The 21,506-nt window shown below is 56.6% G+C and carries 18 protein-coding genes and 1 pseudogene; 10 read left to right on the top strand and 9 right to left on the bottom strand.

The window, feature by feature from the left end; all coding sequences use genetic code 11:
- Positions 1–6: 6 nt before the first annotated feature.
- The 5 genes from BLR97_RS17635 to BLR97_RS17615 form a co-directional block, all read right to left on the bottom strand.
- A complete protein-coding gene (locus tag BLR97_RS17635; RefSeq protein WP_089707942.1) occupies positions 7–207 on the bottom strand; it encodes a twin-arginine translocation signal domain-containing protein in 201 nt (66 codons plus the stop codon).
- 100 nt (positions 208–307) lie between these two features.
- Complete coding sequence (locus BLR97_RS17630; protein ID WP_089707940.1) at positions 308–922, bottom strand: TorD/DmsD family molecular chaperone; 615 nt, start codon at positions 920–922, stop codon at positions 308–310.
- Between the two features lie 3 nt (positions 923–925).
- On the bottom strand, positions 926–2,665 hold the full coding sequence (locus BLR97_RS17625; protein WP_089707938.1) for a 4Fe-4S binding protein: 1,740 nt from the start codon (positions 2,663–2,665) through the stop codon (positions 926–928).
- A gap of 248 nt (positions 2,666–2,913) precedes the next feature.
- Entirely contained in the window at positions 2,914–3,543 is a 630-nt protein-coding gene (locus BLR97_RS17620) for a DUF3306 domain-containing protein (RefSeq protein WP_089707936.1), read from the bottom strand.
- On the bottom strand, positions 3,540–3,980 hold the full coding sequence (locus tag BLR97_RS17615) for a DUF3305 domain-containing protein (protein WP_089707934.1): 441 nt from the start codon (positions 3,978–3,980) through the stop codon (positions 3,540–3,542). The genes BLR97_RS17620 and BLR97_RS17615 overlap by 4 nt, the downstream gene beginning before the upstream one ends.
- A 164-nt stretch (positions 3,981–4,144) precedes the next feature.
- On the opposite strand from BLR97_RS17615, the gene BLR97_RS17610 reads away from it, so the two are divergent.
- The 5 genes from BLR97_RS17610 to BLR97_RS17590 are packed head-to-tail and all read left to right on the top strand — an operon-like array spanning position 4,145 to position 8,868.
- Positions 4,145–5,005 (top strand): formate dehydrogenase accessory sulfurtransferase FdhD, encoded by an 861-nt coding sequence (locus BLR97_RS17610; RefSeq protein ID WP_089707932.1) that lies wholly within the window; start codon positions 4,145–4,147, stop codon positions 5,003–5,005.
- Positions 5,002–5,613 (top strand): molybdenum cofactor guanylyltransferase MobA, encoded by a 612-nt coding sequence (gene mobA / locus BLR97_RS17605; protein WP_089707930.1) that lies wholly within the window; start codon positions 5,002–5,004, stop codon positions 5,611–5,613. The genes BLR97_RS17610 and mobA overlap by 4 nt, the downstream gene beginning before the upstream one ends.
- Entirely contained in the window at positions 5,610–6,857 is a 1,248-nt protein-coding gene (gene moeA / locus BLR97_RS17600; RefSeq protein ID WP_089707928.1) for a molybdopterin molybdotransferase MoeA, read from the top strand. The genes mobA and moeA overlap by 4 nt, the downstream gene beginning before the upstream one ends.
- Positions 6,854–7,846, top strand: a complete 993-nt coding sequence (gene moaA / locus BLR97_RS17595; protein ID WP_089707926.1) for a GTP 3',8-cyclase MoaA — start codon at positions 6,854–6,856, stop codon at positions 7,844–7,846. Before moeA ends, moaA begins: the two co-directional genes overlap by 4 nt.
- A 2-nt stretch (positions 7,847–7,848) precedes the next feature.
- Positions 7,849–8,868 (top strand): CobW family GTP-binding protein, encoded by a 1,020-nt coding sequence (locus tag BLR97_RS17590; RefSeq protein ID WP_089707924.1) that lies wholly within the window; start codon positions 7,849–7,851, stop codon positions 8,866–8,868.
- Here BLR97_RS17590 and BLR97_RS17585 read toward each other — a convergent pair.
- Positions 8,865–11,555, bottom strand: a complete 2,691-nt coding sequence (locus BLR97_RS17585) for a bifunctional diguanylate cyclase/phosphodiesterase (protein ID WP_244511378.1) — start codon at positions 11,553–11,555, stop codon at positions 8,865–8,867. The two genes, BLR97_RS17590 and BLR97_RS17585, sit on opposite strands and share 4 nt — an antisense overlap.
- Positions 11,556–11,715: 160 nt before the next feature.
- Between BLR97_RS17585 and BLR97_RS17580 the strand changes: the two genes are divergently transcribed.
- Entirely contained in the window at positions 11,716–12,627 is a 912-nt protein-coding gene (locus tag BLR97_RS17580) for a LysR family transcriptional regulator (RefSeq protein ID WP_089707922.1), read from the top strand.
- A gap of 61 nt (positions 12,628–12,688) precedes the next feature.
- Here BLR97_RS17580 and BLR97_RS17575 read toward each other — a convergent pair whose 3' ends face one another.
- Entirely contained in the window at positions 12,689–14,209 is a 1,521-nt protein-coding gene (locus BLR97_RS17575) for an NCS1 family nucleobase:cation symporter-1 (RefSeq protein WP_089707920.1), read from the bottom strand.
- A 543-nt stretch (positions 14,210–14,752) separates the two neighbouring features.
- Between BLR97_RS17575 and BLR97_RS17570 the strand changes: the two genes are divergently transcribed.
- From BLR97_RS17570 to preA, 4 genes are read left to right on the top strand one after another with little or no spacing between them, the layout of a single operon-like run.
- Positions 14,753–15,619 (top strand): nitrilase-related carbon-nitrogen hydrolase, encoded by an 867-nt coding sequence (locus BLR97_RS17570; protein WP_089707918.1) that lies wholly within the window; start codon positions 14,753–14,755, stop codon positions 15,617–15,619.
- 34 nt (positions 15,620–15,653) lie between these two features.
- Positions 15,654–17,093: a dihydropyrimidinase gene (gene hydA, locus BLR97_RS17565; protein WP_089707916.1), complete on the top strand. Its 1,440-nt coding sequence runs from the start codon at positions 15,654–15,656 to the stop codon at positions 17,091–17,093.
- A 34-nt stretch (positions 17,094–17,127) separates the two neighbouring features.
- Entirely contained in the window at positions 17,128–18,507 is a 1,380-nt protein-coding gene (locus BLR97_RS17560) for an NAD(P)-dependent oxidoreductase (RefSeq protein ID WP_089707914.1), read from the top strand.
- Positions 18,504–19,838 (top strand): NAD-dependent dihydropyrimidine dehydrogenase subunit PreA, encoded by a 1,335-nt coding sequence (preA, locus tag BLR97_RS17555; protein ID WP_089707912.1) that lies wholly within the window; start codon positions 18,504–18,506, stop codon positions 19,836–19,838. The genes BLR97_RS17560 and preA overlap by 4 nt, the downstream gene beginning before the upstream one ends.
- Before the next feature lie 130 nt (positions 19,839–19,968).
- Here preA and BLR97_RS17550 read toward each other — a convergent pair.
- Both BLR97_RS17550 and BLR97_RS17545 read right to left on the bottom strand, forming a co-directional pair.
- Positions 19,969–21,171 (bottom strand): annotated as a pseudogene (locus BLR97_RS17550) (methyl-accepting chemotaxis protein); the annotation flags it as partial.
- A 9-nt stretch (positions 21,172–21,180) separates the two neighbouring features.
- Positions 21,181–21,506, bottom strand: a 326-nt coding sequence (locus BLR97_RS17545) for an IS30 family transposase (RefSeq protein WP_139172921.1), incomplete at its 5' end; no start/stop codon positions are given.

Here is a 21,506-nt window from a genome sequence, read left to right as displayed (position 1 = left end):
CCGCCGTCAGTCACGCAACGTCGCGTAAAAAGCACGGATGTGGTCGGTCTCACGATAGTTCGTTGTAGGCTTTTCACTGTCGGCAGGGGCGCTGTCGGCTTGCGCCAAGGTGGTATGGCCGACTGCGGCGGCCGCGCCCGCGGCAGCTGTCCCTAACCCGACGGTTTTCATAAACCGGCGGCGCTCAGGATTGTGTGACTTTTGCATGGTGTTCTCCTCTCTCTTGCCATGGCCTTTGGCCGTTTTATCTTATGCTATGGCTGCCGCGCACTCACCCGACGGTGAATCAACGCGTTAGCGCGTCACGTCAAGGTTCCACAATTCTTACCGGAGCATGGTTCGCTTCTATCGCTAAGCGATCCTCTTCGCTGTTCATGAAAGCACTACCCAACTGTCCTAGCGCTGCATAAAAAGCCGTATCGACTTGCCCTAAGTCGTTAAAACAATCGCTTGCCCAAGGGGCAAGGTGCTGCATAAAAAAGTGCGCTTGGTCGGAGCTAGTTGTTTCAATCAGCATCGACATTACTTCGCACAGTGCCGCAAGATGATCTTCGGGGTCGTTAGTGTGCTCGTTGCGTTCAAAACCCAACGCTTTAAGATCACCACGTAGCGCCACCAACGCCGCCTCCATCAGCTCACCGTTACGATACCAAGAGGCATACGGCACGATATCGCCCTGAATAACACCCACCAAGTGGCCGAAATGCGCCCTTTTTAAGCGCGCAGAGTCGGCTCCGTCAGCGGCTTGACTGAGCCCGAACCAGCACTCGGCCAAGCGGCTGCCATCTTGTTCAATGTCTAGCGACGCCAACCAGCCGAGCAATTCGTCAGTGGGTGCTTCGCGCAGTAGCGCGGCAATCAGCCGATAAATATCAACGCGTAATGCATCAGCTTCATTCAGTGTGGGGGCAGTTTGCGTCATGACTTATACCTTCAACTGAGCGTCGGGATCACGAATCATGGTTTTCCATACGTCTTTCACCCGACAATCCTCACACATCTCCAGGCGCAGCATGGCGTCGCCCGCAAAATAGGGATGATCAGCCAACTTGGCCTTAATATTGGCGACTGTACTCGCCGTGGCGAACGGCTTACCGCAGCCAATGCACTCAAAGGGGGCTTCTTCATGACAGACCTGGCGTGCTTCACGCTCGTCGGCAGCCAAGAAGCCCGGCATTAGCGTAATGGCATCTTCGGGACAAGCCTGCTCGCAAAGCCCGCACTGCACACAATCCGCCTCGCGGAAGTTCAGCGAAGGCGTGTTGCCGCCGGATGAAAGCGCAGGCGTTGGGCAGTTGCTAACACAGGCGTGGCACAGCGTGCAGGCATCGCTATCGACCTGTATGCCCCCGTACGCCGCGCCTTGTGGCATGGCGTGGCGCTGGCCGCTGGGCGCACCAAGCTTCCCCAATCGGGCCAGCACGATATTCAGACGGGCGCGCTTATCGGGCTCGGTCAGTGTCAACGGCTGATCGGTTAACGGCGTTAGCATAGGCAGCGCATCACGCGCTTGCTCATCCATGGCACCCAGCAGTTGAATGCGCGCTGGGTCATGTCCCAACGCAGATAGCAGTGCCTGCGCTTGGGCTAATTGGTCGACCAAAAAGGTGCTGAGCCGGGGGGGCATATCTGGATGCTGTTGGATACGCACTTCGGCTGCACCACTCGCCAGGGCGGTTAACCACTGGTCGTGTCCGGCAGCACCCAACTCTTCCAGAGGAATATCCATCACATGTCCGGCAGGCGCGACGCCAGCCGCCTGCTCGGCGGCCTGCGAGTCATGGGTGATAAACCGCAGTACGGGGGCTTGACCGCCAGCCTCACGGTAGGCAGCGAGCCAACTGGAGAGTGTGTCTTGTTGGCGGCGTGTATCAGGCAAGCGAAATTCGATCGCGCCGGTAGGGCACGCGCTGGTGCAACTACCTACGCCTTGGCACAAATAGGGGTCGATCTCGATTTGCGATTCGATGCGCCCTTGATGGCTGCTGATGGCATCGGCAGGGCACACATCCAGGCAGCGTGTGCAGCCGGTGTTGCCACTTGAGGAATGCGCACAGAGGTCACTGTTAACTTGGAAATAGCGTGGCTTATCGAATTCGCCGACCAGTTCAGCGACGGCTTCAATTCCGTCGCGACGTCGATCAGCGTCGAACCAGTCGAGAGTAACGTAACCTGGAGGTGGCAACTCACGCGCCAGCACCGGGCGGGCGCTTAAGTCCAACACCACATCAAAATGATCACGGTCAATAAAGGCTCGAGCCAAGTTAAGCGGCGCGTCGTTATCATCTATCTGAACGGCAAACGCGCCTAAATGGCCGTCGATACGTAATGCCTCTAACTGGCCGGGGGTCATCACGTGGCGGACAAGCGGCTGAGCATGCCCTTGGTGCGGCGCGTCTTGCGACGCAGCCTCTGGCGAATGCGCTGCGTTGTCCGCTGTGTTGGCAATAAGCAACGTAAGCGAAGCCAGCCCACTGCCCTGAAGGGCGCGGGCTGCTTGTTCGGCTGTGTCGCTCGAGCCAATCACTAGCGCGTGACCATGGCTATGATAGGTCACATTGGCGGGCGTTAAGTTCGCTGGCCACGAGATACGCTGGCGTACCGCTTCTCGGGCTTCGGCGTTACGCTGATCGTCTATCGACGCCAGCTGGATTCGTTGATTCATGCATTCTCACGGTCAGAGGATCATTTTTTTATTATGATTAATCGTATTTTTTTACCATTATGGCATAACGGCTGCACCAATATATAGCACTAGCCAGCTGATCAGTCCTCTTTGATCGTCTTGTTGCTTCCTTGTACAAGCCTATGGCGACTGGGTGGGCTTTGCCAAGGCTTTTAAGCCCCACACTTTCAACGCTGTTATTCCACATTTACTACAACGTATTGTTTCCAATCCACTAACGTCTTTTTTTATGCTTTGGTCTTAGAACTATCAGACTGGTCGTCTTGAACGGTCTTCTGTCCATTCTCAAGCTGTGTCGCAGTCACTTCATCGTCAGACTCTGGATGCTGGGTAGCGTTTTTTGCTGTCGAGAGGGCTGTTTGTTCACTTGCCGGGGGCTCGTCAGCATTTTGCTCCAGGGTCTCATCGGCTTTTTTGACCCACTGACGCAGCTTGCCCGCCAGCTCCGATGCCATTGGCTTTAGCTGCTGACGATAATCCAGGTCGTAGTCATCCAAGCCATCGCGGACGTTATAGTTACCGGTCGCCCAGAGTCGCTTCAACGCCCGACGTCGCAAGGTTGAACTCACGCCGGACACCATATAGCCACTAAAATCACTGCCCGCCTCCAGCGTTTCGGGGTCGGGGAGGGTCGCGTCTAAGCTACCAGGCGGTGGCGGTGCGCTGGCCCGCTCCTCTGAGTCATCAGCTGTTTCTGACTCATGCTTTTCCGGCGCTTCATCCAGAGGCTGTGAATCCGCTACTCCAGGATCCGCGGCGGTGTCATTATGCAGTTGCTTATCAGGCTCAGGCTCAGGAGCAGGATCTTCCGGCTCGATTCCCCGTTTAATACGCGACCAGCGTTCTAATCGACTCATTGCGGTTTCTCCTGGGTGGGCGTTTCTTTAGCTCGCCCGGCCCCTTTGTTTTTCTTCTTACGAATTTCCATGGGTGCTTCGCCGTGGCGGGCCAAATAGCTTTCGATCCATATCTGAATGGCCATCGGCATCGCCACCTCTAACACCTGCTGCTCTCCATCCATCCACCCAGCCGCTACGTCCTGGCTTGCAGTAATAGCGGCGGGCTCGGGGGCTTGCCCGGTAAACCCAGCGCGCACAAAGAGGCGGGGGGTAGAGGACGTGAGGTTAAATCGATATGCCGCACGCTCGGTCATATAGAGCTGAAGAAAAAGCACATGCGGGCCCTGCTCACCTAGTGTCAGGTCATCAATGCGCCACTGCGTTTCGCTAAAACGGTTTACCCGCTTGGTCTCGGCGACCAGTGTCATGCTTAGTGGGCGTAGATTATCGGTCATCACATTAGCCCTTATGCCTTGTCTTGGAAGACAGGTTCTAAAAAACAGGTTCTGAAAGAGGTTCGGGTAGACAAGTAAGCCTTTCGAGCGCCATCATCGTCAACTCAGACCTTTTTACTCAAGTATTTTTTAAGTACGTTTCTGAAGTACGACGAGGATTGTGAATGTCCGCCCTGGAGCTAAGCCGAGCCCGCTTACCGGCCACCACCGAGATTAACGTGGTAGACGAATTTGGTGATACCCGCCAGCAGGCCATTGCTGCCGAGCGGGCCTTGACCGTTTATCTCAACAAGCGTGAGATCGTCACGCTCATGACGCTGGGCGACGATCCAGAAGCGCTGGTGGTTGGCTACTTGCGCAACCAGGGTCTGCTGCGCGCCGCTGCCGACCTGTCTGTCGTTCAGGTCGATTGGGAGGTTGAAGCGGCTGTGGTCGTCACCGGCCACTTGCCCGACGATCTGGAGGCACGCCTCAGCACGCGAACAGTCACCACCGGCTGCGGACAAGGTACGGTATTCGGCAAACTCCTCGACCAGACCGCACTAACCGAGCTGCCCGACACGCGCCTGACCCAAGCGACGCTCTACCAGCTGTTGAAAAACCTCAACGCCTATAATGAGACCTACCGCAGCGCCGGGGCGGTGCATGGCTGTGCGCTATGTCAGCAGCACGACGTGCTGGATTTCGTTGAAGATGTCGGGCGGCACAACGCCGTGGATACATTGGCGGGCCGCCAGTGGCTTCAGCAGTCGGACAGCGCAAATGCCGATATTTTCTATACGACTGGGCGGTTAACGTCGGAAATGGTGCTCAAAGTCGCCCAGATGGGTATTAGTGTGTTGGTTTCGCGCTCTGGCGTGACCCAAAAAGGCGTCGAACTAGCCGAGCGCTTTGGCGTGATGCTGATCGCCCGTGCCAAGGGCAAACATTTGCAAGCCATCAACTCCCAGGGCCGCCTCACGCTGGATGCCATTCCACCGCGCCCTCCCCGCGCTCGTGCGGCAACACAGGAGGCGCGCTCATGATTCGCTCTCACGAACTCACCGGCATGATTCTCGCCGGCGGCGAGGGCCGCCGCATGGGCGGCCGCGATAAAGGCCTCGAGCCCTTCGCCGGGCTGCCTCTGGTGGCCCACGTCGCACAACGTTTCGATGGCCGCGTAGCCGAGCTGTTGATCAACGCTAACCGCAACGCTGATGCCTATAACTTATTTGCCGAGCGGGTCATCGAAGATGCTGAAAGTGGCTTCAAGGGGCCGCTGATGGGTATTTATAGCGGGCTGCGCGCTGCTAAAACGCCTTGGCTGCTGGTAGCCCCCTGCGACTCTCCTGCACTACCTAAGGATCTTGTATCACGCATGGTCGCGGGCATCGGTGAACACGATATTGGCGTTGCCTTTGACGGCGAACGCCTGCATCCGGTGGTGGCCTTGCTGCGTACTTCGCTGGCGGACGACCTAGCTGCCACCCTGGCCGAGGGGGAGCGCAAAATCGACCGTTGGTATGCGCGCCATGCGTGGTGCAAGGTGGATATGTCAGACTGTCCGGATGCCTTTGCCAACCTCAATACAGAGGAAGAAAAATTCCGTCTGGAAGCTGCTTTAACCCCCACGATAAAACCGGAAACGCCATGACGCTGTCCTGCTTTGAGCTCGGCGAGCAGATGCTCAGTGTGGATGAAGCGCGGACGGCGCTGGCCACGCTGGTCGAACGGCCCGTGGGTAGCGAGCAGGTGGCGCTGGCCGAGGCGCATGGCCGCCGCCTGGCAGACGCCATCACGGCCGCCATCAACGTGCCGCAGAATACCAACGCCGCGATGGATGGCGTGGCCTTGGCCTGGACGAACGACTCTCAAACCAGATGGGCATTGGCAGGCGATGCCTTTGCCGGGCAGGCATTCGAGGGCCGTGTCGCTGCCGGGCAGTGCGTTCGCATCACCACCGGCGCGCCGCTACCGCCGGGAACCGATACGGTCATCATGCGCGAGCAACTCACCGAGCATGACGCAAGCGTGGTGATCGACTCACCCGGGCGCGTCAAAAGCGGCCAAAATGTGCGCCAAGCGGGAGAAGACATTGCCGCTGGAAGCGTCGCCCTGGCTGAAGGCACACGGTTAGACGCTGCCGCCCTGGGGCTGATAGCCTCGCTGGGATGGTCACAAGTACCCGTCTATAACCGCCCCAAAGTGGCCATTTTTTCGACCGGTAATGAGGTCACCGCCCCCGGCGACAGCTTACCCAACGCCGGCATTTATGACGCAAATCGCTTTACATTGACAGGGCTGCTCATCGAATACGGGGTGGAGGTTGTCGACCTAGGTATTTTGCCGGATGATCTTAACGCGCTGACGGACACATTGTCGCACGCGGCGGCGCACAGCGATCTGGTGATTTCCAGCGGCGGGGTCTCCGTGGGTCATGCCGACTTTACCCGCGACGCCCTGGAGCGTTTGGGACGACTCGCCTTTTGGCGCGTGGCCTTGCGCCCTGGCCGCCCGATGGCCTGCGGCTGGTTGGGTACGACGCGTACACCTTTCGTTGGCCTACCCGGCAACCCCGTCGCGGTCATGGTAACCTTCTTACAGTTTGTAGTGCCGTTATTGCAACGGCTTCACGGGCGGCCGGTAACGCCGCCCCGCCGCCTCAACGCGATAGCCGATGAGGCATTGAAAAGCCGCTTTCAACGGACAGACTTTATTCGCGGCGTCTACCATAGTGATGAAAAGGGACAGCTACACGTGCGTAGCACCGGCTCCCAGGGGTCGGGCATATTAACCTCGATGGTGGCGGCCAATTGTCTAATTGAGCTCGCCGACGACCAAGACGGCGTAGAATCAGGCGAGGTAGTCAGCATACAACCACTAACGGGATGGCTATGACCGAGCAATTAATTGATAACTTTGGCCGCCGCATCAGCTATGTGCGTATCTCGGTAACCGACCGCTGCGACTTCCGCTGTGTATATTGCATGAGCGAGGAAATGACCTTCCTGCCTCGTGCTCAGGTTCTCACGTTGGAAGAGTTGGCCATGGTCGCTCGCGCCTTCACCGAGCTCGGCGTTGAAAAAATCCGCCTGACCGGCGGCGAGCCCTTAGTGCGTCGAGATATTAACCAGCTCGTTGATGAAATCGGCTCAATGCCTGGGCTAACTGACTTCACCATGACGACCAATGGGGCCAGCCTGCGCAAACACGCCAAGCAACTCTACGCGGGCGGGATGCGGCGTCTCAATATCAGCCTGGATTCGCTTGATCCGGAACGCTTCAAACAGCTCACCCGCACCGGTGACCTGGATAAAGTCATCGACGGTATTCACGCCGCTAAGGAAGCGGGCTTTGAGCGCATCAAGCTCAATGCGGTTATTTTGAAGGGCCGTAACGACGATGAAGTGCTGGATTTGGTCGACTTTGCCCGTCGTGAAGGAATCGACATTAGCTTCATCGAAGAAATGCCCTTAGGCGATGTGTCGGATCACTCCCGCGCGGAAACCTTCTATTCCAGCGACGATGTTCAGGCGCTGATTGAAACCCGCTATCCGCTGATCGCCACCCCGGAAACGACGCCTGGCCCTTCGCGCTACTTCCGGATGGCCGACAGCAACAGCCGTATCGGCTTTATATCACCGCATAGCCATAACTTCTGCGATACCTGTAATCGCGTGCGCGTGACCGTCGAAGGACGCTTGCTGCTCTGCCTCGGCAACGAGCATTCGGTAGACCTGCGTGCCGTGCTGCGCCGTCATCCCGGCAATATGCAAGCGCTGAAAGACGCGATTATCAATGCCTTGCCGCTTAAACCCGAGCGCCACCACTTCACCACCGACGGCGATGTCCAGGTCGTGCGCTTTATGAACATGACCGGCGGCTAAGCGTGGCAGCTCTTTCCAACGTACCGGTACATATCATTACAGGCTTCTTGGGAAGCGGCAAAACCACGCTTATCCACAGCCTGATTGAACAAAAGCCTGTGGATGAAAAATGGGCGATCCTGGTCAATGAATTTGGCCAGATCGGTATCGACCAAGCGATGTTTGAAACCCGCGATGACGTGGTCATAAAAGGCTTGCCGGGCGGCTGCTTGTGCTGCCAGCTTGCTTTTGTGCTGCAGGCCGCCCTGGTGAATCTTCTGGCGCGTACTCAACCTGACCGCGTGATTATTGAACCTTCCGGCCTTGGCCATCCAGCCGGCTTGGTGGATCTTCTTCGCGGCGAGGCGTTTCAAGGGGCCGTCGAGGTGCGCGATATTATTGCCACGCTAGATCCGCGCCGCCTGGATGACCCTCGCGTTCTGTCCCACGAGACCTTCCGCGACCAATTGGACATCGCCGACGCTGTCGCCTTGACCATGCGCGACCAGAGCACCGCTGAGCAACTCAGCGCAGCGCGTGCCTTCGTCGCGGAGCGCTGGCCACCGCGCAAATGGGTTCACGAGGCCAACAATGGCGAGCTGCCGCTTGCACGTGTACTCGACGGCGGAAACGCCCAAGGCAGTGTGACTACCCCGGCGACGCATCAACCGCTTTCCGCTTCACCCAGTTTAGAGGGCAGCTTCTTCGACGCGCCGCCTTCACCGGGCACCCCGCAGTGCGAAACGGGCACCTCGCTGGGGTACACCAGCATCGGTCTGCGCTGGCACCCAAGTGATTGTTTCGACCTAGATCGCTTAGCGGCTTACCTCGGTGAATTGCCCGCGGACGTCCGCGTTAAGGGCGTGTTTCATACCGATAGCGGCTGGCGGCAGCTCAACCGAGCGAGCGGCAGCCTAAGCGTCGCGTCCGCCTCCTGGCGACAAGACTCTCGCGTAGAGGTCATTGCCCCCGCGTCATCAGCACCGCGCTTGCCTGACGCTGCCGACCTAAAGGCCGCATTGGCGCGTACATTGACGGCTTAAGACGCATGCTCGGTCGTTAGCTGCGTCTCCAGCGCGGCTAACGGCATTGGCTGACCATATCGATGACCTTGATACGTTCGGCAACCGTGGGATAACAGCCAAGTCTGCTGCGCATCGCTCGCCACCCCCTCGGCGATCACCTCAAGCGATAGGCTTTTCGCCAGCGCAATGGTACTTTCCACAATCGCCGCATTCGCCTTACTTTCAATCACCTGCTGCACAAAGGACTTGTCGATTTTTAATTGATCGAGGGGCAAGTGGGCTAAATACGCCAGCGATGAATAGCCGGTGCCATAATCGTCCAGCGCAAAACGCACCCCATGCTGTTTAAGGCGCAGCATTTTTTCACGGGCATCATCGCGCGCTTCGACAAATAACGACTCGGTCACTTCCAGCTTGAGCTTGTGGCACGGCGCGCCCGTTCGCTGCAATATGGCCTCCACTTTGCCGACAAAGTCCACCTGCCGGAACTGAAGCGCGCTGACGTTAACCGCCACGCTTAGCTTGGCAAACGCAGGTTGACGGGCCCATTGAGCCAGTTGCCGGCAGGCAGTCTCCAATACCCAATCGCCGACCGGGTTAATCAATTCGGTCGATTCAAGCAAATGAATAAAAACGTCCGGCGTCACCAATCCGCGCTCGGGGTGCTCCCAGCGCAGAAGCGCCTCGACGCCGATGCAACGGCCGTCCTGGTCGACCTGAGGTTGATAGTGAAGTCGCCACTCCTCATTGGCCAGCGCCTGACGCAGCTCGTTTTCCAAGCGCACCCTCGCCAATAGCTCAGCTTGCATGGTGGGATCGAAAAAGCTCAATGCACTTCGACCGCTGCTTTTGGCCTGGAAAAGCGCCATGTCTGCCTGCTGTAAATAGTCGTCTACCGAGCTTGCATAATCGCTCACCACGGTAAGCCCAATACTGGCGGTCACGCTAAGGAGGTTGTCTTCAATGGTAATCGGCTGTTGAATCACATCTTGTAGTTTTTGCGCGATGTTCTCGGCAAGCTCGGCGGTATGCTCACGACTTTTGCCCATCCCACCAATCAGCACGGCAAATTCATCGCTCCCCAAACGCGCCAGGGTATCGGTTTCGCGTAGCATTTGCCCCATCAAACGGCCCAAATGCTGCAGCAATTGGTCGCCGACATAGTGGCCCAAGGTATCGTTAATTTGTTTAAAATTATCAATATCGATAAACAGCAAAGCGCCAAAGCGGCCATGACGAGTGACCTCTTTGAGTGTCGCCTCCATGCGATCCAAAAATAGTCGTCGATTGGCAAGCCCGGTCAGTGGATCGTAAAACGCCAACTGGTGAATTTCCTGTTCTGCTGCTTTACGCTCACTAATATCGCTCATCGTCGCCACGTAGTGGGTCAATGTACCTTGAGGATCGTAGACGGCACTGATGGTCAACCATTCAGGAAACACATCGCCGTTTTTGCGCCGGTTCCAAATTTCGCCTTCCCAACTGCCGGTTGATTGCACCCGCCGCCATATTTTGCGGTAAAACGCTGCCTCGTGGCGGCCGGAGTTGAGCATGCGTGTACTTTTCCCGACAACGTCGGCTTCGCTGTAACCGGTAATCCGCGTGAAGGTCTCGTTGACCTTCAAAATGCGCCCCTGCGCATCGGCAATCAGCATGCCTAAGTGGGTTTGAAATGCCGTGGCAGAAATACGTAGTTCGGCTTCACCTTGATGCAAACGGTGCTCAAAACGCAGCCGATTCAGGTAGTGACGCACACCCCAAGCACCCAGTAAGGCAATTAACAACATGAACCCTGCGAGGACTCCAGCTCGCTGCCGCCAACCGGCCAACTGAAGCTGAAGATCCTCGCCGACCACCACTAGCAGCGGCAACTCTTCAATCCACTGCATGTGAAACATCCGCTTGCGTTTATCCAGCGGTGAGATTAGTTGCAGCGACCACTTCTCGGCTCCCTGCTCAATCATCGCCAGGGTTTCCGGGCTGTCGACCTGCCATCCCGTCGTTATGGGGTCGTCTAACGCGGGTAACCGAGCGATCAACTTTAACTCGCCGTCTACCAGGGCAATGCTTTCACCATCGGACAAGCCTAAGCGCTGTAAAGCGCGTTCAAACACCGCAGGGGAAATACTGGCCACTACGATGCCGTTGAAATCACCGTTGTCACGGGTTAAGCGTCGTGCTTGATAGAGGTAGTAATCATCGTCATTGGAGGTAGAGTAAAGTGGCGTGACCAGTTCAGTACGATCCTCCTGGTCGCGAAACACTTGAAAAAAGGAGCTGCCGCTCAAGTCGCGCCCCACCTGTCCCGTGTTAAGCGCGCTGGCTTGAATAATCCCTTCGGCATCAATAACCCCAATATCATTGATCCAATCGACGTAGCGACTTCGATTGCGTAACGCATCTTGGAGCACCCGGGGTTCCCCTTGCGCCGGCATCCCCTGGAGCTCGACCAGCTCGGCAATGCCCAATAATGCCTGGCCACTTTGCGCGAAAACGCCCTGCGTCCACTCGGTGACGACATCGGCTCTGGCGGCGTTGCGTGTTTCAAGGCTATGAATTTCTTGGCGATATTGCTCGTAAAGTAGCCACGCAAAAATACTCAGCCACAGCAGCATTGCCACCCCGTAAAGCGTCAGGGCGCCATGGCGCTGTTGGCGATACTTTTTCGCCAAATCGGCCGATAGCGGAATAACAGGTTGTGGCATTGCGCGGGCGCCTTGTCATAAGGTGGCATTAAACAACCGACATTGTTTTAACATAAGCCAAAACATCCATGATATTGAAGGGCTATTTTTGAAAAGTATATCCGGCCTTTTCAACTTACCTATCATTAAATCAACTGATCACTCGCTATGAGAGCTTGCCATGCCCGCACTTGGTCAAATGAGCGATTATGAAATTCGCTTAATTCGTATTTTTCAAACGGTGGTGGAGTGCGGTGGCTTCACGGCGGCGGAAACGACCCTGGGTATCAGCCGCTCGGCCATTAGCCAGCACATGAACGATTTGGAAGGCCGGTTAGGCTTTTCACTCTGCCAGCGCGGACGTGGTGGGTTCAGTTTAACCGAGGAGGGTAAAGAGATTTATCAGGCGGGGCTTACACTGCTAACGGCGCTTGAAACCTTCAAAAGCGATGTCAACGCGCTACATCGGACGATTAAGGGCGAGCTCAATATCGGCATTACCGATAATTTGGTGACACTGCCCGCCATGCACGTTACCCATGCCCTGGCCAGGTTGAGCGCTCCCGAACACGACGTCACCCTGCATATTTATATGGAGCCTTCCGACGCAGTGATCCGAGGCGTAATGGACGGTCATCTGCACGTCGGTGTGGTGCCCGCCGTGAACCTACCCACCAGCCTGGATACCCAGCACCTTTATGACGAGCCCTCTTACCTGTATTGCGCGGCTGACCATCCGCTGTTTGATCGCGACGATGACCGCCTAACGATGTCAGAATTGGCCCACCACCCGGCGATTTCACCGCGCTACCCACTACCTGCTGAAGCGCGACAAGCCCACGATGCTCTCTGCCTGCGTGCTTCGGCCTCCGACCGCGAGGGAGCGGCGTTTCTTATTCTTACCGGGCGTTTTATCGGCTTTCTCCCCGAGCATGTAGCCGAACAATGGGTGGCCGCGGGCAAGATGCGCGCTTTGCACACGGCTACCCAATACTACCGTATCCCCTTTGTGCTGATCTCTCGCCGAGACCGCCGCCCTAACAGGGTGGTTGACGCCTTTATAAACTTCATTGACGCCCCTAGCGCTCGTTAAACGCTAACACCCGGCTCGTGGCCGGGTGTTAGGCTGACACTAATCAAGCAAAAACGCTTATTTAGTGCGGTTGCTCAGTAGGTTCGCGCTCCGTCATCGGCGCTGGGCCAACGGTGGGAGCCGTAGAAAGTAACTGGCTCGCAATATAGTAAATGATCGCTCCCAGCGCCGAACCGGTGAACCAACCAAAGTCGTAGAACCAGTACATCGTACCGGTGGTTAGCGATATGATGGTCAGCGCCACCGGTATACCAAAGGCGATGAAACCGGCAATGTTAACGGCGGGATAGGCATGGTTATCCATGTAGAGGCTGGGCACGTCTAGTCGCTGCTTTTTAATCAGGAAGTAATCCACCGCCATGATACCAGCGATAGGGCCCAGCAGGCTTGAGTAGCCCAACAGCCAGTTGGAGTACATCTGTTCAAGCGAAACGCCTGGAGGGATAATGCCCGCCTTTTGCAGTAGGTCATAAGCCATCAGCAGCACCCCTACTGCCCCCGTCAAAAGCACCCCACGCGTCTGGTTAATCCATTTCGGTGCGATATTTTGAAAATCGTTAGTGGGGGAAACAATATTCGCAGCGGTATTGGTCGACAACGTCGCAATAATAATCATGATCATGGCCAGCACGACCCAGAAGGGACTATTGATCATGCCTATCAGATTGACAGGATCAGCAATCGTTTGCCCTACCAACGACTCGGAAGCCGCCGTCATTACCACGCCCAACGCCGCAAAGAAAAACATCGTCAGTGGCAAGCCCATCACCTGGCCGACAATTTGATCCTTCTGGCTTTTAGCAAAACGGCTAAAGTCTGGAATATTCAGCGACAGCGTCGCCCAAAAGCCCACCATGGCAGTTAAGCCCGCAAAAAAATAACCATAAACCGAGGCGCCTTCAGGGCGTGAAGGGGGCTGCGCGAGTAGCTCGGTCATCGACATGTGCGGCCACGCCCACACCATCAGACCGACACCAACGGCCAGCAGCAACGGGGCCGCCAAGGTCTCCAGCCATTTAATCGACTCCGCCCCGCGAATCACCACGTATAAGTTCATCGCGCCGAAGGTAAAGAAACCGATGACCTCACCCACGCCTCCCAGCGACTCCCAGCCAGGCACCAGCTCAGCAAGCAGCAGATGAATGGCCAAACCACCGAACATGGTTTGCACGCCAAACCACCCACAGCCAACTAGCGCCCTTATTAAGCACGGTACGTTAGAGCCAAAAATACCAAATGAGGAACGAAGCACAACAGGAAATGGAATGCCAAACTTGGTGCCGGGGAAGGCATTCAAGGTCAGCGGGATCAACACGATCAGGTTAGCCAATAAAATGGCAAACAGTGCCTCCCCAACGCTTAGGCCAAAGTAGGCCGTTAGCACCCCACCCAAGGTGTAGGTGGGAACGCAAATCGACATCCCTACCCATAGCGCGGCAACGTTCCACTTTGACCACGTTCGCTCACTTGCTTGAGTAGGCGCAATATCCTCATTAAAACGCGAGCTAGTGCGTACGTCGTCGCCCACGTCCAACTCAATCAGCCCTGCTCGGTCTACCATCTGAGAGGTTGTTTTCGTCATTGGTCTCTCCTCAGTCATCCGTTTCCCAGAAAACCCTCGCGGTCTGAGGTGTTCTAAGCAATAAGCATGCCGACTATCCCATCATAAGCACTTAACTTATTGATCAAAAACTGTCTTCAAGGACAAGAATTTTATTGTTGTCGTCATCTTGCTGAGTTTTTTCCAACCTTAGGCCATTTAACCTATTACTGACCAGAAAAGGCTAGAACAAAAAAAATATTTGCACCAACTTTAAACATAAAAAAATCTAAACAAACTCAAAAGCATACGATAACTTATTGATTAATATTAAATATAAAAAGATACCAAAATAGTGCAAGGATTCACCACAACAGTGAAAAAGTCATTCAAAAACAAAAAAATCAAATTAACTCAAAGACTTAAATATTACGTTAAAAAAACCGTGAGCTAACTTGATAAAACCCACATCCTGGCGATACTTTCTTAAAAGCTGTCTTAATGGTCAGCTTTGATATACCACCCTGGCAAGCAATATATTAACTAAAACTGATAGTAAGTCTTAGCGCTAAGAGGGAGTCCCCGATGCAAAAGATGAAAATTGGCCTGATCCAAATGGGCCTGAAAACCAACACCGACCTGGAACCTGCAGCCATCCGCGACGCGATGAACGAAGCCCACTTACCACTGATTCAGCAAGCGGCCGACCAAGGCGTACAGGTGCTGTGTTTTCAGGAAGTGTTTAACCAGCCGTATTTTTGCCCCAGCCAAGACGCCAAGTGGTATGCCGCCGCCGAGCAGGTGCCGGAAGGCCCCACCTGCCAGATGATGCAAAAACTCGCTGCTGAACATCGCATGGTGATCATCGTACCGGTGTACGAAGAAACCGAGACCGGGGTTTATTACAACACCGCCGCCGTATTCGATGCCGACGGCAGTTATCTAGGCAAATATCACAAGACCCATATCCCTCAAATAGCCGGATTTTGGGAGAAATTCTTCTTCAAACCCGGCAAGTCCAACTGGCCGGTATTTGATACCGCCTACGGCAAAATCGGCGTGTATATCTGCTACGACCGTCACTTCCCTGAAGGCTGGCGGGCACTCGCACTCAACGGCGCCGAGGTGATCTTCAACCCCTCTGCCACCGTGGCCGGTCTTTCTCAATATCTGTGGGAGCTAGAACAGCCTGCCTCCGCGGCGGCCAACGGCTGCTTTATCGCCGCCATCAACCGCGTCGGCACCGAAGCACCTTGGAATATCGGCGAATTCTACGGTTCAAGCTACATCGTTAACCCGCGCGGCAAAATTGAAGCCCAGGCCAGCGACACCGAGGACGAACTGCTGGTGCATGAGATCGATTTAGACATGGTGCGCGAGGTGCGCAACAACTGGCAGTTCTTCCGTGATCGTCGCCCGGAAACCTATACCCGACTGACCGACGGCGAATGAATCTGCTGGCAAACAAACATAACAGGAGCGAACCATGAGCTTATTGATCAAAGGCGGCACCGTGGTTACCCACGCTGATACCTACCGTGCCGATGTGCTGTGTGTGGACGGAAAAATCCACGCCATCGGCACCGATCTGGACGTCCCCTCGGGCTGCGAAACCATCGATGCCAGCGACCAGTTGGTGATGCCCGGCGGTATTGACCCACATACCCACATGCAGCTGCCCTTCATGGGCACCGTGGCTAGCGAAGATTTCTATACCGGCACCGCCGCGGCCCTGGCCGGGGGCACCACCTCGATCATCGACTTCGTGATCCCACAGCCAGGTCAGTCGCTCCTTGAGGCCTTCGAAACCTGGCAGGGCTGGGCAGAAAAAGCCGCCACCGACTTTGCCTTCCACGTGGCAATCACCTGGTGGGACGATAGCGTACGGGAGGAAATGGGCACGCTTGTGCATGAACACGGCGTGAACAGCTTCAAGCATTTCATGGCCTACAAGGGCGCCATCATGGCCACCGACGATATTCTGGTGGAAAGCTTCTCGCGCTGTCTGGAGCTGGGTGCAGTGCCCACGGTTCATGCCGAAAACGGCGAGCTGGTCTATCACATGCAGCAAAAACTGCTCGCCCAGGGTCTCACCGGGCCGGAAGCCCACCCACTTTCGCGCCCGCCCCAGGTGGAAGGCGAAGCGGCCAGCCGGGCGATCCGCATCGCCAGCACCCTGGGCGCGCCGATCTATCTGGTTCACGTGTCCACCAAGGATGCGGTGGATGAGATCGCCTACGCCCGCCAGCAGGGCCATCCGGTGTATGGCGAATGTCTGGCCGGCCACCTGTTGATCGACGATAGCGTCTACCAGGATACCGACTGGGGCCGCGCCGCCGCCCACGTGATGAGCCCGCCGTTCCGGCCCAAGGGCCACCAGGAAGCGCTCTGGCACGGCCTGCAGTCGGGCAACCTGCAAACCACCGCCACCGACCACTGCTGCTTCTGCGCCGACCAGAAAGCCGCGGGCAAGGATGACTTCACCAAGATCCCCAACGGCACCGCCGGGGTCGAGGATCGCCTGGCCGTACTGTGGGATGAAGGCGTCAACACCGGCAAGCTCTCGCCCCAGGAGTTTGTCGCGCTGACGTCGACCAACACCGCCAAGATTTTCAACCTCTACCCCCGCAAGGGCGCCATTCAGGTGGGTGCCGACGCCGATATCGTGGTGTGGGATCCCAACGGCACGCGGACGATTTCTGCCAAAACCCACCACCAGAACGTCGACTTCAATATCTTCGAAGGCAAGACGGTGCGCGGTATCGCCCGCCACACCGTCAGCCACGGCAAATGGGTATGGCGCGACGGCGACCTACGCGCCGAGCGCGGCGCAGGCCGCTATTTGGAGCGCCCCGCCTACCCCGGTGTCTTCGAGCTGCTGGCCAAACGCGCCGAGCTGAATGCGCCGATGGCTGTAAAAAGATAACAGCTGTGCCCATAACAACAGCGGAGGCTCTACTGTGACTAGCCCACTGAACCACCTACCCAGCGCAAAAGAGGTCGGCACCTACGACCCGGATACGCTGGCAAGCAATTTTAGCGATTTACACCCACCGCTGACCCATCGCCAGGCGATGATCGAAAGCCAGCGCTGTCTCTACTGCTTCGATGCGCCCTGCGTGGAGGCCTGCCCGTCGGAGATCGACATCCCGAGCTTCATTCGCCAGATCAGCGAAAACAACATCAACGGCGCGGCGGAAACCATTCTGGAAGCCAACATCCTGGGCGGCAGCTGCGCCCGGGTGTGCCCGACGGAAATTCTTTGCGAGCGCAGTTGCGTGCGCAACCACGACGCCGAATGCCAGCCGGTACTGATCGGTTTGCTACAGCGTCACGCCACCGACCATATGCAGTTCGACGGCCACCCCTTCAAACGCGCCGCCTCCACCGGCCGACATGTGGCCGTGGTCGGCGCCGGGCCGGCGGGGCTCTCCTGCGCGCATCGACTGGCGATGCTCGGCCATCAGGTAACGGTTTTTGAAGCCGAGCAAAAGCCCGGCGGACTGAACGAATACGGCATCGCTCGCTACAAGATGACCGATGATTTCGCCCGTAAGGAAGTCGAGTTTTTATTGGAGATCGGCGGCATCGATATCCAGTACGGTCAGCGCCTGGGCGACAATCTGGAACTGGCCGCCCTGCATCAGCAGTACGACAGCGTATTTCTCGGCCTGGGCCTGGGCACCAGTCGCGCCTTAGGACTAACCGGCGATGAAGCGCCCGGCCTAATGCCCGCCGTGGACTACATCAAGACCCTGCGCCAAACCGACGATCTGGGCAGCCTGGCGGTCGCCAAGCGCTGCATCGTGATTGGCGCAGGCAATACCGCCATCGACATGGCCACCCAGATGGCCCGCCTGGGCGCCAGCGAGGTAACGCTGGTCTACCGTCGCGGCGTCGAGGCGATGTCCGCCACCGACCACGAGCAGGAGATCGCCAAAGCCAACGGCGTGCGCATGATCACCTGGGCACAGCCCGACGATATTCTGCTGGACAGCCAAGGCCGGGTAGCCGGCATGCGCTTTGCCAAGACCCGGGAACAAGCGGGGCAATTGACGGCTACCGGCGAAACCTTCGAGATTGCCGCCGATGCCATCTTCAAAGCCATTGGCCAGGGCTTTGATAGCTCAAGCTTAAAAGACCCCACCGCCAGTGAACTGGCACGCGAGGGCGAGCGTATCCACGTGGATGACATGTTCCGCACCTCGCTGCCCAATGTTTACGCCGGGGGCGATTGTGTAAAACCCGGCCAGGACCTCACCGTTCAGGCCGTGCAGCACGGCAAGCTTGCCGCCCACGCCATTCATCAGGCGCTCGTCGCCAAGCAGGAGGCCGCATGAACACCCTCAACTTTACCCCACCGGGCAAGCACGACAGCGGCGATAGCGTGGTCAACGGCGTTGATCTGTCGGTTAATTTTGCCGGTATCAAAGCCCCCAACCCGTTCTGGCTAGCCTCTGCCCCGCCTACCGATAAAGCCTATAACGTGGTGCGCGCCTATGAAGCGGGCTGGGGCGGCGTGGTATGGAAAACTCTCGGCGAAGAGCCGCCCGCGGTGAACGTTTCGTCGCGCTATTCGGCCCACTACGGTAAGAACCGCGAGGTAATCGGCTTTAACAACATCGAGCTGATTACCGACCGTTCGCTTGAGATCAATCTTAAAGAAATCACCCAGGTGAAGAAGGATTGGCCCGACCGGGCGCTAATCGTCTCCATTATGGTGCCTTGCAAAGAAGAGGCCTGGGCGTACATTCTGCCGCTAGTAGAAGCCACCGGTGCGGACGGCATCGAGCTTAACCTGGGTTGCCCCCACGGCATGCCCGAACGCGGCATGGGCGCGGCGGTGGGCCAAAACCCCGACCTGATCGAGAAAGTCACCTACTGGTGCAAGAAGCACTACTCCAAGCCAGTGATTGTGAAGCTAACACCCAACATCACTGATATACGTGTAGGCGCCCAGGCGGCGCTGCGCGGCGGGGCCGATGCGGTATCGCTGATCAACACCATCAACTCGATCACCAGCATCGATCTGGATAACATGGTCGCCAAGCCCACCGTCGGCCATCAAAGCACCCACGGTGGCTACTGCGGCAGCGCCGTCAAACCCATCGCGATGAACATGGTGGCGGAAATCGCCCGCGACCCGGCCACGCCAACGCTGCCCATTTCCGGCATTGGCGGTATTTCCACCTGGCGGGATGCAGCGGAATTTATCGCACTAGGTTCAGGCAGCGTGCAGGTGTGTACTGCTGCGATGCTCAACGGCTTCAGGATAGTGGAGGAGATGAAAGACGGGCTTTCCCGCTGGATGGCGGAAAAAGGCTACGACTCGATCGAGGCGTTCTCGCGCAAGGCGATCCCCCAGACCACCGACTGGAAGCACCTGGATATCAACTTCAAAACCATCGCCAAGATCGACCAGGATCTATGCATCGAGTGCGGCCGCTGCTATATCGCCTGCGAGGATACCTCACACCAGTCGATAGCCAAGCTTACCGAGCAGGACGGCTCGCGCCGCTATGAAGTGATTGAAGAGGAGTGCGTGGGCTGCAACCTGTGCCAGATCACCTGCCCGGTGGAAAACTGCATCACCATGGTGCCCCAGGAAACCGGCAAGCCCTTCCTGGCTTGGGATAACGACCCGCGCAACCCCTTCCGCGTGGCCTCTTAATTAACGCAAAAGATAACGCCACCGCCCTTACGTAGTGAAGGCGGTGGCGTTTGCGTAAACCAAAGAGTACTGCTTAATTTAAGCGCGACAAACGCTTAAGGCCGAAGCAGAAACCCTGTGGGCTACAGGCTTAAAACTCTTCCCACTCTTGATCAGCGTTCGCCTTGGCTTTGTTAGACAGCGCAGGCCGAAGCAAGGCCGCCTGCGGCTTAGACGATGTCAATGGTGCACGATGGGTAGTCGCCTGCCCTTCAACCAAACGGAAGGAAGACACAACGCTTTCAAGTTTGGCTGCCTGCTCTTCCAACGAACTCGCCGCTGACGATGCCTGCTGAACCAACGCCGCGTTCTGCTGGGTGACCTCATCCATCTGAGTAATCGCCTGATTGACCTGCTCAATCCCCGCGCTCTGCTCCTGAGAAGCTGACGAAATTTCATCCATAATATCGGTCACACGGCGCACAGAGGAAACCACATCCCGCATGGTGGTGCCGGCGCTTTCGACTAAGACCGAGCCTTCTTTTACCTGAGTAGACGAGGCATCAATTAAGGCCTTAATCTCTTTGGCAGCATCGGCACTGCGGCTAGCCAGGTTACGCACTTCGCTGGCCACTACCGCAAAACCGCGACCTTGCTCGCCCGCGCGTGCCGCTTCCACCGAGGCATTGAGGGCCAAAATATTGGTTTGAAAGGCAATGGAATCGATAACGCTAATAATATCCGACACTTTTTGCGAACTACTAGAAATGCCGTGCATAGTGGTAATGACTTGTTCGACCACTTCGCCACCCTTACCCGCCGTGCTTGAGGCGTCGTTGGCCAGTTGGCTCGCCTGACGGGCATTATCGGCGTTCTGTTTCACAGTAGTGGTTAACTGTTCCATGCTGGCGGCGGTTTCCTGGAGCGAGGCGGCCTGCTGTTCAGTACGCGACGATAGATCCGCATTGCCACTGGCAATTTCACGCGCACCGATATGGATCGAGCCACTGCTGTCACGTACTTCCGAAACCGTACTCGCCAAATTGCTCTGCATATACTGCATGGCGCTAAACAGCTTACCGATCTCGTTACGGCCACGGTCGCTTACTTGGCCTGAAAGATCATTTTTGGCAATACGCTCGAAGTGCGCCACCGCTTCATTTAGTGGTTTTACAATAGACCCCACCATGGCAATGCGCACAAATAGAACCATTAACGCCGCAATTAAAAGTACGGCGATATCAATATAGGTGATGAGCTGCATATCGTTTTCATAATCAGCAATCATTAATTTGTTTTGCTCAGCCCTATAATCATTGTAGGCGCTAACAGCTTCCATGAATTTTTTATTTAAATCCTGAATTCAAACATTAAGCGCAGCACCTGCGGTTTTTAGCGCCCCTGAATACTCTCCCAGGAACACTTGTGCCGGTGTCCGATACCCCAAGCGTTTTCTGGGGCGATTGTTCAGCTTGGCAACGACTCTCCTCAGTGCTGAGTCGCTCACCTTTCGGAAGTCCGTTCCTTTCGGGAAATACTGGCGAATCAGGCCGTTGGTATTTTCATTGGTACCACGCTGGCATGAGCGGTACGGGTCACAAAAATAGGTCTTGGCCGAGACGGCCTTGGCAACCTGTCGGTGCTCAGCGAATTCCGAACCGTTATCCAAGGTGATGGTCTGCACTGCGC

The sequence above is a fragment of the Vreelandella arcis genome (assembly GCF_900103865.1).
Lineage (GTDB): Bacteria > Pseudomonadota > Gammaproteobacteria > Pseudomonadales > Halomonadaceae > Vreelandella > Vreelandella arcis.
This window is presented reverse-complemented; position numbering and strand designations above follow the sequence as displayed.

Bases quoted from the DNA above. Each gene is read 5' to 3' on its own strand.
- BLR97_RS17620 (WP_089707936.1), bottom strand. From the start codon at position 3,543: ATGAGTCGATTAGAACGCTGGTCGCGTATTAAACGGGGAATCGAGCCG.
- BLR97_RS17630 (WP_089707940.1), bottom strand. From the start codon at position 922: ATGACGCAAACTGCCCCCACACTGAATGAAGCTGATGCATTACGCGTT.
- BLR97_RS17610 (WP_089707932.1), top strand. From the start codon at position 4,145: ATGTCCGCCCTGGAGCTAAGCCGAGCCCGCTTACCGGCCACCACCGAG.
- BLR97_RS17635 (WP_089707942.1), bottom strand. From the start codon at position 207: ATGCAAAAGTCACACAATCCTGAGCGCCGCCGGTTTATGAAAACCGTC.
- moeA (WP_089707928.1), top strand. From the start codon at position 5,610: ATGACGCTGTCCTGCTTTGAGCTCGGCGAGCAGATGCTCAGTGTGGAT.
- hydA (WP_089707916.1), top strand. From the start codon at position 15,654: ATGAGCTTATTGATCAAAGGCGGCACCGTGGTTACCCACGCTGATACC.
- BLR97_RS17625 (WP_089707938.1), bottom strand. From the start codon at position 2,665: ATGAATCAACGAATCCAGCTGGCGTCGATAGACGATCAGCGTAACGCC.
- BLR97_RS17580 (WP_089707922.1), top strand. From the start codon at position 11,716: ATGCCCGCACTTGGTCAAATGAGCGATTATGAAATTCGCTTAATTCGT.
- BLR97_RS17615 (WP_089707934.1), bottom strand. From the start codon at position 3,980: ATGACCGATAATCTACGCCCACTAAGCATGACACTGGTCGCCGAGACC.
- BLR97_RS17570 (WP_089707918.1), top strand. From the start codon at position 14,753: ATGCAAAAGATGAAAATTGGCCTGATCCAAATGGGCCTGAAAACCAAC.
- preA (WP_089707912.1), top strand. From the start codon at position 18,504: ATGAACACCCTCAACTTTACCCCACCGGGCAAGCACGACAGCGGCGAT.
- BLR97_RS17585 (WP_244511378.1), bottom strand. From the start codon at position 11,555: ATGCCACAACCTGTTATTCCGCTATCGGCCGATTTGGCGAAAAAGTAT.
- moaA (WP_089707926.1), top strand. From the start codon at position 6,854: ATGACCGAGCAATTAATTGATAACTTTGGCCGCCGCATCAGCTATGTG.
- mobA (WP_089707930.1), top strand. From the start codon at position 5,002: ATGATTCGCTCTCACGAACTCACCGGCATGATTCTCGCCGGCGGCGAG.
- BLR97_RS17575 (WP_089707920.1), bottom strand. From the start codon at position 14,209: ATGACGAAAACAACCTCTCAGATGGTAGACCGAGCAGGGCTGATTGAG.